The organism is Streptomyces winkii (assembly GCF_032248595.1).
In the GTDB taxonomy this organism is placed as follows: domain Bacteria; phylum Actinomycetota; class Actinomycetes; order Streptomycetales; family Streptomycetaceae; genus Streptomyces; species Streptomyces winkii.
The window spans coordinates 16560-30151 of the sequence record NZ_JASTTH010000003.1; the positions used below are offsets into that span (position 1 = coordinate 16560).

Annotated in this window: 10 protein-coding genes and 1 pseudogene; 9 read left to right on the forward strand and 2 right to left on the reverse strand. The window is 71.7% G+C overall.

What is annotated here, in order from left to right:
• The first annotated feature begins 3 nt into the window (after positions 1-3).
• The 5 genes and pseudogenes from QQM67_RS08505 (at position 4) to QQM67_RS08525 (ending at position 5364) form a co-directional block, all read left to right on the forward strand.
• Positions 4-810 carry a TlyA family RNA methyltransferase gene (locus tag QQM67_RS08505; RefSeq protein WP_314173054.1) on the forward strand — a complete coding sequence of 269 codons (807 nt, stop codon included), beginning with the start codon at positions 4-6 and terminating at the stop codon, positions 808-810.
• The gene (locus QQM67_RS08510) at positions 807-1712 is read left to right on the forward strand and encodes an NAD kinase (RefSeq protein ID WP_314173055.1); all 906 of its coding nucleotides are present in this window, start codon (positions 807-809) and stop codon (positions 1710-1712) included. The genes QQM67_RS08505 and QQM67_RS08510 overlap by 4 nt, the downstream gene beginning before the upstream one ends.
• Positions 1713-1864: 152 nt before the next feature.
• On the forward strand, positions 1865-3616 hold the full coding sequence (gene recN / locus QQM67_RS08515) for a DNA repair protein RecN (protein WP_314173056.1): 1752 nt from the start codon (positions 1865-1867) through the stop codon (positions 3614-3616).
• Between the two features lie 152 nt (positions 3617-3768).
• Positions 3769-3985: pseudogene (locus QQM67_RS08520) on the forward strand (gfo/Idh/MocA family oxidoreductase); the annotation flags it as partial.
• A gap of 212 nt (positions 3986-4197) precedes the next feature.
• Positions 4198-5364: a glycosyltransferase family 4 protein gene (locus tag QQM67_RS08525; protein WP_314173057.1), complete on the forward strand. Its 1167-nt coding sequence runs from the start codon at positions 4198-4200 to the stop codon at positions 5362-5364.
• Positions 5365-5413: 49 nt separating this feature from the next.
• Here the strand turns inward: QQM67_RS08525 and QQM67_RS08530 are convergent, their stop codons facing one another.
• Positions 5414-6427 carry a LacI family DNA-binding transcriptional regulator gene (locus QQM67_RS08530; protein ID WP_314173058.1) on the reverse strand — a complete coding sequence of 338 codons (1014 nt, stop codon included), beginning with the start codon at positions 6425-6427 and terminating at the stop codon, positions 5414-5416.
• A 149-nt stretch (positions 6428-6576) separates the two neighbouring features.
• On the opposite strand from QQM67_RS08530, the gene QQM67_RS08535 reads away from it, so the two are divergent.
• Positions 6577-7533 (forward strand): glycoside hydrolase family 16 protein, encoded by a 957-nt coding sequence (locus tag QQM67_RS08535; protein ID WP_314173059.1) that lies wholly within the window; start codon positions 6577-6579, stop codon positions 7531-7533.
• On the forward strand, positions 7530-8702 hold the full coding sequence (locus tag QQM67_RS08540) for a beta-1,3-glucanase family protein (RefSeq protein ID WP_314173060.1): 1173 nt from the start codon (positions 7530-7532) through the stop codon (positions 8700-8702). Before QQM67_RS08535 ends, QQM67_RS08540 begins: the two co-directional genes overlap by 4 nt.
• Positions 8703-8880: 178 nt before the next feature.
• Here QQM67_RS08540 and QQM67_RS08545 read toward each other — a convergent pair whose 3' ends face one another.
• Positions 8881-10695, reverse strand: a complete 1815-nt coding sequence (locus tag QQM67_RS08545; protein ID WP_314173734.1) for a glycoside hydrolase family 15 protein — start codon at positions 10693-10695, stop codon at positions 8881-8883.
• A gap of 490 nt (positions 10696-11185) precedes the next feature.
• Here QQM67_RS08545 and QQM67_RS08550 point away from each other — a divergent pair, with 490 nt between their 5' ends.
• Entirely contained in the window at positions 11186-12823 is a 1638-nt protein-coding gene (locus QQM67_RS08550; RefSeq protein ID WP_314173061.1) for a CTP synthase, read from the forward strand.
• A 3-nt stretch (positions 12824-12826) separates the two neighbouring features.
• On the forward strand, positions 12827-13486 hold the full coding sequence (locus QQM67_RS08555; protein WP_314173062.1) for an NUDIX hydrolase: 660 nt from the start codon (positions 12827-12829) through the stop codon (positions 13484-13486).
• Positions 13487-13592 lie beyond the last annotated feature (106 nt).

Consider the following 13592-nt stretch of genomic DNA (forward strand, 5'->3'; position numbering starts at 1 on the left):
CAGTTGCCGCGACGCCGACTCGACGCGGAGCTGGTGCGCCGCAAGCTGGCACGCTCGCGGGAGCACGCCGGCCGACTCATCGCCGAGGGACGGGTCACGGTCGGCGGGAACGTCGCCGCGAAGCCCGCCACACAGGTGGAGACCAGCGCAGCGGTCGTCGTGAAGCCCGATGACGCCGACCCCGGGTACGTCTCGCGCGGCGGTCACAAACTCGCGGGCGCGCTCGCCGTGTTCGGCCCGCTCGGCCTGCGCACCGAGGGCCGCCGCGCCCTGGACGCGGGCGCCTCGACGGGCGGCTTCACCGATGTGCTGCTGCGCGCCGGAACGGCGGAGGTCGTCGCCGTGGACGTGGGCTACGGTCAACTCGCCTGGTCCCTGCGCAGCGACGAGCGCGTCACCGTCAAGGACCGTACGAACGTACGGGAGTTGACCCTGGACGACGTGGACGGACGCCCCGTGGATCTCGTCGTGGGCGACCTGTCCTTCATCCCGCTGGGGCTGGTGCTCCCGGCCCTCGTACGGTGCTCCGCACCGGACGCCGACCTGGTGCTCATGGTCAAGCCGCAGTTCGAGGTCGGCAGGGAGCGGCTCGGCAGCGGAGGCGTGGTGCGCAGCGCGGCCCTGCGCGCGGAGGCGGTGCTCGGCGTCGCCTGCCGCGCCGCCTCGCTCGGGCTCGGCGCGTGCGGGGTGACCGCGAGTCCGCTGCCCGGACCGTCCGGGAATGTCGAGTACTTTCTGTGGCTGCGCGCCGGTGCACCCGGGATCGACGCGGCCGATGTCGAGCGAGCTGTGGCGGAGGGCCCGAAATGACGACAGCCGATCACGCCCGTACGGTCTTCCTGCTCGCCCACACCGGCCGCCCCGCCGCCGTACGCAGCGCCGAACTGGTCGTCCAGGGACTGCTGCGCAAGGACATCGGGGTGCGGGTGCTGGAGGAGGAGGCCACGGACCTGCCGCTGCCCGAGGCGGTGCGCCGCGTGCCCGCGACGGAGGACGCGGTCGAGGGCTGCGAGCTGATCGTCGTCCTCGGCGGCGACGGAACCCTGCTGCGCGGCGCCGAGTTCGCGCGCGCCTCGGGTGTGCCGATGCTCGGCGTCAACCTCGGACGTGTCGGGTTCCTCGCGGAGGCCGAGCGCGACGACCTGGAGGAGGTCGTGCACCGCGTCGTCGGCCGGGGCTACGAGGTCGAGGAGCGGATGACGCTCGACGTCCTCGTCCGCACGGACGGGCGGATCGTGCACCGTGACTGGGCCATCAACGAGGCGTCCGTGGAGAAGGCGTCCCGCGAGCGGATGCTGGAGGTCGTCACCGAGGTCGACAACCGGCCCGTCTCCCGCTTCGGCGGGGACGGCGTCGTGTGCGCGACGCCGACGGGCTCGACGGCGTACGCGTTCTCCGCCGGCGGTCCCGTCGTCTGGCCCGAGGTGGAGGCGCTGCTGATGGTGCCGATCAGCGCGCACGCGCTCTTCGCCAAGCCCCTGGTGACGGCCCCGGAGTCGGTGCTCGCGGTGGAGGTGCAGCCGCAGACGCCGCACGGGGTGATGTGGTGCGACGGGCGGCGCAGCGTCGAACTCCCCGCGGGCGCGCGCGTCGAGGTGCGCCGAGGCTCGATGCCGGTGCGGCTCGCGCGACTCCACCACGCGTCGTTCACGGATCGACTCGTGGCCAAGTTCGCGCTGCCGGTGGCGGGTTGGCGGGGCGCGCCGCACTGACGCGCGCCGCTTCCCGCGGACGGGCGACCGCCGCCGGACGGGCCTGGGAGCTCCCCTCGGTCCCCCCTGGCTTCGCCGGGCGGTGCCCCCAGGGGGACCTCACCCAGGTTGAAGTCTCTGGGGGAGGGTGGGGGTACCTCCGCGGACTGCGTATGGTCGTATCCGTGTTGGAGGAGATGCGGATCAGGTCCCTGGGTGTCATCGACGACGCTGTCGTCGAACTCTCCCCAGGCTTCACCGCGGTGACCGGTGAGACCGGAGCGGGCAAGACCATGGTCGTCACCAGCCTCGGGCTGCTGCTCGGGGGCCGTGCCGACGCCGCCCTCGTACGGGCGGGGGAGGCGGCCGCGGTGGTCGAGGGGCGGATAGTCGTGCCGCCGGACTCGTCCGCGGCGCTCCGCGCGCGGGAGGCCGGCGCCGAACTCGACGACGGGGCGCTGCTCGTCAGCCGCACGCTCTCCGCCGAGGGCCGCTCACGCGCGCACGTCGGCGGCAGGTCCGTGCCGGTCGGGCTGCTCGGCGAGCTGAGCGACGACCTCGTGGCCGTGCACGGACAGACCGACCAGCAGGGCCTGTTGCGCCCCGCGCGCCAGCGGCAGGCCCTGGACCGGTTCGCCGGCGAGGCGGTCTCCGTGCCGCTCGCCGAGTGGACCGCCGCGTACCAGCGGCTGCGCACCGTGAGCGGCGAGCTCGACGAGATCACCACCCTCGCGCGCGAACGCGCGCAGGAGGCCGACATGCTCCGCTTCGGCCTGGAGGAGATCGCCGCGGTCGAACCGCGCGCGGGCGAGGACACCGAACTCGCCGCCGAGGCCGAACGCCTGGGCCACGCCGAAGCGCTCGCCTCCGCCGCCACCACGGCGCACGGCGCCCTCGCGGGCGACCCCGCGGACCCCGAGAGCGTGGACGCGGCGGCGCTCGTCTCGGCCGCGCACCGCGCGCTGGAGGCGCAGCGCGCCCACGACCCGGCGCTCGCCTCGCTCGCCGACCGGCTCGGCGAGGTCTCCATCCTGATGGGCGACGTGGCGGGCGAACTCGCCGGATACGCCGACAATCTGGACGCCGATCCGCTCCGTCTGGCCGCCGTCGAGGAGCGCCGCGCGGCCCTCGCGCAGCTCACCCGCAAGTACGGCGAGGACATCGCCGCGGTCCTCGGCTGGTCCGAGGAGAGCGCCGCCCGCCTCACCGAACTCGAGGGCGACGACGAGCGCATCGGCGAGCTCACCGCCGAGCGCGACGCGCTCATGACGCAACTCACCGGCCTGGCACAGCAGTTGACGGACGCCCGTACGGACGCCGCGAAGCGCTTCGCGGACGCCGTCACCGAGGAGCTCTCCGAACTGGCCATGCCGCACGCCAGGGTCTCCTTCTCGCTGCGGCGCAGCGACGCCGCCTCCGGCGCCGCCGGGCTCGAACTGGACGGCCGCAGCGTCGCGTTCGGGCCGCACGGCACCGACGAGGTCGAGCTGCTGCTCGCCCCGCACCCCGGGGCGCAGCCGCGGCCCGTGGCCAAGGGCGCCTCCGGAGGTGAGCTCTCGCGCGTGATGCTCGCCGTCGAGGTCGTCTTCGCGGGCGCCGATCCGGTGCCGACGTACCTCTTCGACGAGGTCGACGCGGGAGTCGGCGGCAAGGCCGCCGTCGAGGTGGGGCGGCGGCTGGCGCGGCTGGCCCGCTCGGCGCAGGTGGTCGTCGTCACGCACCTTCCGCAGGTCGCGGCGTTCGCCGACCGGCATCTGGTCGTGGAGAAGACCGACGACGGTTCCGTCACGCGCAGCGGCGTGCTCGCGATGGAGGGCGAGGCGAGGGTGCGCGAGCTGTCCCGGATGCTCGCGGGGCAGGAGGACTCCGAACTGGCGCGCGCACACGCCGAGGAGCTGCTGGAGGCGGCACGCACGGGCTCCTGAAGAGGCCGGCGCCCTCAACTCACGCCCCCGGGGCTCGGATGTAACAGCCCGCCGCACGGGTCGTGTGCAGCGGCTGCGGCCGTACCCACTGGCCCCAGGCGCCTCCGGGACGTCGGCCCGCGCGCCCGGCTCCGCGAGCAACTCCCCTTCCGGCACTCGCCTTCGACTTCGAGTCGATGAACGAGCTGCTCTTCCACGAGACCGCCGCCCCCGACACCGAAGTCGGCTTCCGGCGCATCCTCGTCACCGAGCCCGGCCACCCACTAGCTGGGCGCCTGGTGGCCGCCCGGCCACGGCCTCGGCCTCGACCACGCGTTCGTCCACGGGATCCACGACTTCGTGGCGGCGTTGGCGGACCCGGCTGCCCCCTGCGGCAAGCAGGCCGGAGCAGGGGAGAGACGACCGGCCCGTACCTGCGCCATCACCTGAGTGAGTGATAGCTGTACGGTACGGACCCCGATGTGCCGCACCCGGCGACCCGGGTGCGGTGCCGGGCGCCGGCCTCGGCTGGCATGCTGGGCCCGTCCCGCACCCCGACGTCCTTCCTCCCCGTACGAGACCCCGTTGGAGCTCGACCTGCTGTGAGCCTTCCCCCCACGTCGCCTCCGTCGTCCGCCGGCCGGTCGCCGCAGCACGCCGTCCAGGTCGTGGACGGTGCGAGCGCCGGCACCGGCGCACATGTGCGCTCGCTCACCGAGGGGCTCGTCGCACGCGGACTGCGGGTCACGGTCTGCGCGCCGCCCGGCTCGGAGACGGTGTACGGATTCACGGACGCCGGGGCCCGCTTCGCGCCGCTTCCCGCGCGCAGCGAACCGGAGGCCGCGGCGGTGCTCCGCCGCCTCTGCGCGGACGCCGACCTCGTGCACGCGCACGGGGTGCGCGCCGGGCTGCTCGCGCTGACCACGCTCGCGCTGTCGGGGCGCCTCCGCCGCGTACCGCTCGTGGTGACCTGGCACCACCGCGGGCACGCGTCGGGCGCGCGGGCGCAGCTGCGGTGGCTGATGGAGCGCCGCCTCGCGCGCAGCGCGTCGGTCGTGCTCGCCGTCACCACCGACCTCGTGGACCGGGCGCGGAGCCGGGGCGCCCGCGACGCGCGGCTCGCTCCGGTCGTCCTTCCCGGCCCGGGACGGGACGCGGCCCCGCTGGAGCCGCGGGCCGCCGTCGAGAGCCGCGGCCACCACAAGTCGCGTGCCGAAGTGGGCGCGGTGGGGCGTCCGTTGGTCTTCTCCGTCGGCCGCCTCGACGACCGGCACGGTTACGGCACCGCGCTGAGCGCGGCCCGTGCCTGGCGCCGTCTCGACCCGCAGCCGCTGCTGGCCATCGCAGGCGAGGGACCCCAGCGGGCCGGGCTGCAACAGCGCATCGACCACGAGGAGTTGCCCGTACGGCTGCTGGGGCGGCGCGAGGACGCGTTCGAGCTGCTGGCCGGCGCGGATGTGGCGCTGCTCAGCTCGCGCTGGGAGGGCCGCCCGCTTCTCGCGCAGGAGGCGCTGCACGAGGGGGTGCCGCTGGTCGCCACGTCGGTCGGCGGGGTGCCCGAACTGGTCGGCGGAGCGGCCGAGTTGATCCCGTACGGCGACGCGGACGCGCTGGCCGCCGCCGTCGGCGCCCTGCTGGCCGACCCGGCGCGGCGCGAGCGCCTCGTCGCGCAGGGCTGGGCCCGCGCGGCGGAGTGGCCGACGGAGGAGGGCACGGTCGCCCATGTCCTCAGCGTCTACGACGAGTTGACCTCCGCGGGCCGCTGCTGAGCGGGCCGTGCCGGGGCCGGTCCGCGGTGCCGGGACCAGGCCCGCCCTCTCAACTGGAGTCGCGCACCACCAGCGTGGCCGGTGTGATCACGGGAGCGGGAGGTGCCGCTTCCGCCGTCTCGTCCGCCAGCCCGATGCGGCGCAGCAGCAGCTTCGCCATCATCCCGCCCATGCCCTCGACGTCCTGGCGCACCGTCGTCAGGGGCGGCTCGGCCCAGGCCGCCGGTTCCAGATCGTCGTAGCCGACCACGGCCACGTCCTCGGGCACCCTGCGTCCGCGGGCCCGCAGCGTACGCAGCGCACCCGAGGCCATCAGGTCGTTGCCCGCGAAGACGGCGTCCAGGCCGGGGGAGGCGTCGAGCAGCCTGCCCATGGCCTGCTCGCCGCCCTCGGCGGTGAAGTCGCCCTGTGCGACGAGCGACGGGTCGGCGTCGTGCACGCCGATGCCCAGAGCGTCGCAGTAGCCGTGGAGACGGTCGAGCGCGGAGGTCTGGTCGAGGGGTCCGTTGATCACGGCTATCGTGCGCCGTCCTCGCTCCTGCAAATGGGCAACGGCCTGCCGCGCGCCGTTCCGGTTGTCGGTGTCGACGTACAGCAGACCCGGGTCGTCCTCCGCTCCCGGCCAGCCGGGTCTGCCGCCGAAGACGGCCGGCAGCCCCGTACGGCGCGCCATGCCCGGAAGGGGGTCGTCGCCGTGCAGCGAGAACATCAGGGCGCCGTCGACGTGCCCGGCCGACAGATACCGTCCGATGCGCGCGTAGTCCCTCTGCCGCTCCAGCATCATCAGCAGCAACTGCGTGTCGTGCTCGGCGAGTTCACGGCTGATACCGCGCAACTGCTGCGCGAAGAACGGGTCGGCGAAGACGCGGCTCTCGGGCTCCGCGATGACGACGGCGACGGCGCCGGTGCGCCGGGTGACGAGGGTGCGGGCCGCGTTGTTGGGCACGTAGCCCAGTTCCTCGACGGAGTGCCGCACCTTCTCGCGCACCTCCGCGCGAACGCCCGCACCCCCGTTGACCACCCGCGACACCGTCGCCCGTGACACCCCGGCATGGGACGCCACAGCCTCCAGGGTGGGGCGGGATCCATGGAAAGTGTGCACAGACAACTCCTCTTTCTTTGCCTAGGTCTTGACCAATGGCGGTTCTATAGGCAGGGTGCTGCCCATGACGTGAGAGCGCTCTCACCCCCCACCAACGAGGAGCGTAAGTCATGCTCTTGAAGAGCGACAGACGGCGCTGGGCACTCGCCGGCATAGCGGCGGCGGCCGTCATCGGCACGTGCGTGGCGCCGTACGCGCAAGCCGAAGAGGGCGGCGGCAAGTCAGCACAGGCCCAGAAGAAGGCGGCCATGGAAGAGGTCTTCCGCGCCGACTTCAACGGCGACGCCGGATCCGGCCCCGGCGACGACTGGATCATCGACAAGGGCCACGGTTACCCCGGCGGGGCGGACAACTGGGGAACGGGCGAGATCCAGGAGTACACCGACAGCAAAGAGAACATCCAGCTCGACGGCGACGGGCATCTGAAGATCACCGCGCTGAAGAACGGTGAGAACTGGACGTCCGCGCGCATCGAGACCAAGCGCACCGACTTCGCCGCGCCCAAGGGCGGCAAGATGCGCATCGAGGCCTCCCTCAAGCTTCCCGACGTCTCCGGGGACGAGGCGCTCGGCTACTGGCCGGCGTTCTGGACCCTCGGCGAGGCCTTCCGTGGCAACTACCAGAACTGGCCCAGCATCGGCGAGTTCGACGTCATGGAGAACGTCAACGGCCAGAACACCACGCACGGGACGCTGCACTGCGGCACCAACCCGGGCGGGCCGTGCAACGAGACGACCGGCCTGGGCAAGTCGCACGAGTGCTCCGGCTCCTGCAAGTCCGACTTCCACAAGTTCGCGCTCGAATTCGACCGCAGCGGCGGAACCGAAGAGCTGCGCTGGTATGTCGACGGCGAGCAGTTCCACTCCGTCAAGCAGTCGGACGTGGACGCGAAGACCTGGTCCGACGCAACGGACCACGGCCACTTCCTGCTGCTGAACCTGGCCATGGGCGGAGCCTTCCCCGACGGTGTCGCCGGCTCGAAGACCCCCACCGCCGCCACCAAGTCCGGCGGCTCCCTGACCGTGGACTACGTGTCCGTCGAAAGCACCGGAGGTGCCTCCAAGTGATCAGCCGCAGGTCTCTCATCCGCGGTGCCGCCGCGACCGCCATCGCCGCTCCGGCGGCCGGTCTCCTGGTGACACAGGCCGGCGGCGCGACACGCAAGAAGGCAGGCAAGGCCGCAGGACCCCTCTCGTTGAAGATCGTCAACAAGAGCGGCGAGTTCGACAGCAAGTCGATCTACGTGTACATCGTCGGCAACGACGGCACGAACCAGGTGCACGTGACCCCGGAGGGCGAGCTGAAGCAGGTCTCCGCGGGCGACAACGGCGGCGACGGCTTCACGGACTACGCCATCCCGCTCTCGGGCGAGGAGACGACGCTCAAGCTCCCCGAGATGTCCGGCCGCATCTACGTCGCCTGCGGCGACAAGCTGAAGATCAAGGCGGTCGAGGGCGGCGACGGCAAGGCCGCACTGGCCTACCCGGCCGGCTGGGTGTCGGGCGACCCCAACTTCGATGTGCTGCACGACTGCGCCGAGTTCACGTACAAGAACGGCTCCATGTTCTGCAACACCACCATGGTCGACATGTTCAGCGTGCCGCTGGGCATCCAGCTCAAGGGCGACAAGGACCAGAAGACCGGCTTCCTGAAGGAGGGCGGCCGCGACCAGATCTTCAAGGCCGTCAAGGAGGCCAAGGGCTTCGGGGACCTGGTGATCGACGACAAGCGCGTCATCGCGCCCGGACACGGCCTGGGCGAGGGCAAGTTCTCGGACAAGTTCTTCGACGCGTACACCGACAAGGTGTGGGAGACCTACTCCTCCAAGGAGCTGGTCGTCACCACCAACGCGGGCAAGTTCACCGGCAAGGTCAGCGGCGACAAGCTGTCCTTCACCGGTCCCGGCGAGGTCTCCTTCAACAAGCCCAGCACGAAGGACATCCTCTTCTGCGACGGCGAGCTCGCCGCGCCCAACGACGGCACCACCGGCCCGGTGGCCGCGATCGTGGGCGCCGCGTTCAACCGCTCCACGCTCGCCTCCATCGCCGAGCAGCCGACCACCGACCCCAAGGAGTTCTACAAGGGAGACGTCGTACACGAGTACGTCAAGGCCATGCACGAGGCCACCGAGGACGGCAAGGCTTACGGCTTCGCATTCGACGACGTCGCGAGTTTCGCCTCCTACATCGAGGACGGCGGGGCCAGCGAAATGACGCTCACGCTGACCCCGTTCTGAGGGAAATCTGCCAACGGGAGCACCACCCCCCACCCCGCCTGGGGTCCCCCGGGACTTCCTGACCCAGGGGAGTTCCCGTCCCTCACCTCCACGCCCGCTGCCGGTTGTCGCCGGGCAGCGGGCGTGGTTGCGTCATACCGCGTACGTACCCGCGCCTTCGCGCGGCCGGAACCCGGCGTCAGCCGCCGTACGCGCCGGACGCCGTCAGCCGCAGCGCCGTGTCGATGAGCGGCACATGGCTGAACGCCTGCGGGAAGTTGCCCACTTGGCGCTGGAGCCGCGAGTCCCACTCCTCGGCGAGGAGCCCCAGGTCGTTGCGGAGAGCGAGCAGCCGCTCGAAGAGCTTCCGCGCCTCCTCCACCCTGCCGATCATCGCCAGGTCGTCCGCGAGCCAGAAGGAACACGCCAGGAAGGCGCCCTCCTCGCCGTGGAGTCCGTCGACGTTCTCGCCCTCCAGCTGCGAGGTGGGGTAGCGCATCACGAAGCCGTCCTCGGTCGACAGCTCCCGCTGGACGGCCTCGATCGTCCCGATGACGCGCTTGTCGTCCGGCGGCAGGAAGCCCATCTGCGGGATGAGCAGCAGCGAGGCGTCCAGCTCACGCGAACCGTAGGACTGCGTGAAGGTGTTGCGCTCCTTGTCGTACCCCTTCTCGCACACGTCGCGGTGGATCTCGTCGCGCAGATCGCGCCACCGGCCCAGCGGACCGTCGACGTCCCCGGACTCGATCAGCTTGACCGTGCGGTCGACCGCGACCCACGCCATGACCTTCGAGTGCACGAAGTGCCGCCGCGGGCCGCGCACTTCCCAGATGCCCTCGTCCGGCTCGTCCCAGTGGTCCTCCAGGTAGCCGATGAGCTTGAGCTGGAGCAGGGAGGCGTAGTCGTTGCGCGAGAGGCCCGTCATGTGCGCGAGGTGCAGCGCCTCGGTGACCTCGCCGTAGACGTCGAGCTGGAGCTGGCCCGCGGCGCCGTTGCCGATCCGCACCGGGACCGAACCCTCGTAGCCGGGCAGCCAGTTCAGCTCGGCCTCGCCCAACTCCCGTTCCCCGGCGATGCCGTACATGATCTGGAGGTTCTCCGGGTCGCCGGCGACCGCGCGCAGCAGCCACTCGCGCCAGGCCAGCGCCTCCTGGTGGTAGCCGGTGCGCAGCAGCGACGAGAGCGTGATCGCCGCGTCGCGCAGCCACGTGAAGCGGTAGTCCCAGTTGCGCATGCCCCCGATGCACTCCGGCAGCGAGGTGGTCGGGGCGGCCACGACGCCGCCCGTCGGCCCGTACGTCAGCGCCTTGAGCGTGATCAGCGACCGTACGACCGCCTCGCGGTAGGGACCGTGGTACGTGCAGTGGTCGACCCACTCGCGCCAGAACTCCTGCGTCGCCTCCAGCGCCGCCTCCGGGTCCGGCTCCGCGGGCGGGCTCTTGTGCGAGGCCTGCCAGCTGATGGTGAAGGCGACCCGCTCGCCGGGAGCGATGGTGAAGTCGGCGTACGTGGTCAGGTCCTTGCCGTAGGTCTCGGCGTCGGTGTCGAGCCAGACCGAGTCGGGCCCTGCGACCGCGACCGTACGGCCGTCGATCTGCTGCACCCACGGCACGACCCAGCCGTAGGAGAAGCGCATGCGCAGCGCCGAGCGCATCGGCACCCGGCCGCTGACCCCTTCCACGATCCGCACCAGCTGCGGGGCGTGCTGCTCGCGGGGCGGCATGAAGTCGATGACGCGGACGGTGCCGCGCGGGGTGTCCCACTCGGATTCCAGGACGAGCGAGTCGCCTCGGTAGCGCCTGCGGTCCGCCTTCGGCGGCTCCGCGCCCTCGGCGGTGGCCGGTCCGACCTGCCAGCACCCGTGCTCCCCCGTACCCAGAAGGCTTGCGAAGACAGCATGGGAATCGAAGCGCGGCAGGCACAGCCAGTCCGCCGAGCCGTCCCTGCCGATCAGGGCTGCGGTCTGCATGTCCCCGATGAGTGCGTAATCTTCGATGCGCCCAGCCACGTATATCTCCAGTCGAACTGTGGCTCGCCCCTTGGGACGTGCGATGACCTGCGGATTTCCGTCAAGCCCAACCGTGTGTCCGATCGAGCGTCCGAGCAGGATACGACGGAGCGGAGGCCTCCGCCCCGCGCTCTCCCCAGTACGGATGAGCCTATGCGGTGAGCCGGCCCCGAAGCCGCTCACCAGGTGCGACCATGCCCTCACCGTAGGGGACCGCCGGGCCGCACCCGAAGCCGCTGAGCTGTGATGCCGGACGCAGTCGCGCACACGCCGGGGCTCCTGCCCGCGGGGTCGCTGATACCCTGGTGGCCCGTGGACCGGTGGGCGAGAGTTCCCGGATTCGTCCTCGAATCCCCGGCACGGAAGCCCCCCGAGCCGCAGCGACGGCTCCCCTGACATCCGCTGCGCACCGCTGCGTGGCGAGGCGGGTCAGGGCGCCGGTGCGCACCCCACCTCGCGACCACGGGAGCACCTCTTGGCATTGCCGCCCACGTCCATGACGACCAAGCATCTCTTCGTCACGGGGGGTGTGGCCTCCTCACTCGGCAAGGGGCTCACCGCCTCGAGTCTGGGCGCGCTGCTCAAGGCGAGGGGTCTGCGCGTCACGATGCAGAAGCTGGACCCGTATCTGAACGTCGATCCGGGCACCATGAACCCCTTCCAGCACGGAGAGGTGTTCGTCACCAACGACGGCGCCGAGACCGACCTGGACATCGGGCACTACGAGCGCTTCCTCGACGTCGACCTCGACGGCTCGGCGAACGTCACCACCGGGCAGATCTACTCGTCCGTCATCGCCAAGGAGCGGCGCGGCGACTACCTGGGCGACACCGTGCAGGTCATCCCGCACATCACCAACGAGATCAAGAACCGGATCAGGCGGATGGCCACCGACGACGTGGACGTCGTCATCACCGAAGTCGGCGGCACCGTCGGCGACATCGAGTCGCTTCCCTTCCTGGAGGCCGTCCGCCAGGTCCGGCACGAGGTCGGCCGGGACAACGTCTTCGTGGTGCACATCTCGCTGCTGCCCTACATCGGCCCGTCCGGGGAGCTCAAGACCAAGCCGACCCAGCACTCGGTGGCCGCGCTGCGCAGCATCGGCATCCAGCCGGACGGCATCGTGCTGCGCGCCGACCGCGACGTGCCCCGTTCCATCAAGCGCAAGATCTCGCTGATGTGCGATGTGGACGACTCCGCCGTCATCGCGTGCAAGGACGCCCCGTCGATCTACGACATCCCGAAGGTCGTGCACGCCGAGGGCCTCGACGCCTACGTCGTACGCAAGCTGGACCTGCCCTTCCGCGACGTGGACTGGACGCAGTGGGACGACCTGCTGCGCCGCGTGCACGACCCCGACCACGAGGTGACGGTTGCGCTGGTGGGCAAGTACATCGACCTGCCCGACGCCTATCTGTCCGTGACGGAGGCGCTGCGGGCGGGCGGCTTCGCCAACAACGCCCGCGTGAAGGTGAAGTGGGTCACCTCGGACGACTGCCGCACGCCCGAGGGCGCCCGCAGGCAGCTCGGAGACTGCGACGCGATCTGCATCCCCGGCGGCTTCGGCGAGCGCGGCGTCGAGGGCAAGCTCTCCTCCATCACGTACGCGCGCGAGAACCGGATCCCCCTCCTCGGGCTCTGTCTGGGCCTCCAGTGCATCGTCGTCGAGGCGGCGCGGAACCTGGCCGGCATCGAGGACGCCGACTCCACGGAGTTCGAGCAGGGGACGGCCCATCCCGTCGTCTCCACCATGGCCGAGCAGCTCGACATCGTCGCGGGCGACGGGGACATGGGCGGCACCATGCGGCTCGGCCTGTATCCCGCCAAGCTCGCCGAGGGCTCCATCGTGCGCGAGGTGTACGGCGGCGAGCCGTACGTCGAGGAGCGCCACCGCCACCGGTACGAGGTCAACAACGCATACCGGGGCGAGCTGGAGAAGAAGGCCGGCCTGGTCTTCTCCGGCACCTCCCCGGACAACAAGCTGGTGGAGTACCTGGAGTATCCGCGCGAGGTGCACCCGTACCTGGTCGCCACCCAGGCGCATCCCGAGCTCCGCTCGCGGCCGACGCGACCGCATCCGCTCTTCGCCGGTCTGATCGCGGCGGCGGTGGCACGGCAGCGGGGCGAGGGCTGAGGCATGGCGGAGAACAGGCTGCCGGAGCAGCACGCGACGCACATCGCGGACGCACCCGAGGCATGGGAGGTCACCGCCACCGCGCTGCCCTTCGAGGGCAAGAAGACCGGTGTGCGCACCGACGACGTCGTGATGCCGGACGGTTCGGTGGTCCGCCGCGACTACCAGGTGCACCCCGGCTCCGTCGCCGTCCTCGCCCTCGACGACGAGGACAGGGTGCTGGTGCTGAGCCAGTACCGGCACCCGGTGCGGGAGAAGCTGTGGGAGATCCCCGCCGGTCTCCTCGACGTCCCGGGTGAGAACCCTCTGCACGCGGCGCAGCGCGAGCTGTACGAGGAGGCGCACGTCAAGGCGGAGGACTGGCGGGTGCTCGCCGACGTCTACACGACACCCGGCGGCTCCGACGAGGCCGTACGCATCTTCCTCGCGCGCGAGATCAGCGCGGCCGACGGTGCCCGCTTCGAAGTCTCGGAGGAGGAGGCCGACATGGAGCTCGCGCGCGTGCCGGTGCCCGATCTCGTACGGGGCGTGCTGGCGGGCGAACTGCACAACAACTGCCTCGTGGTGGGCGTTCTGGCCCTCACCGCCGCCCGCTCCGGCCCCGGTCTCGATGCGCTCCGCCCGGCCGGCGCGCCGTGGCCGGCCCGTCCGTTCGAGAAGTAGCCCGCGGCGAGGGCGCGTCGGGCTCCGCAAAGGCGCCGGACGGATGCCGCCTTCCCGTCCCGGCGCGTGCGGCGTGCGCGCCGCGTACGGCCGCTCGCGGTGAACT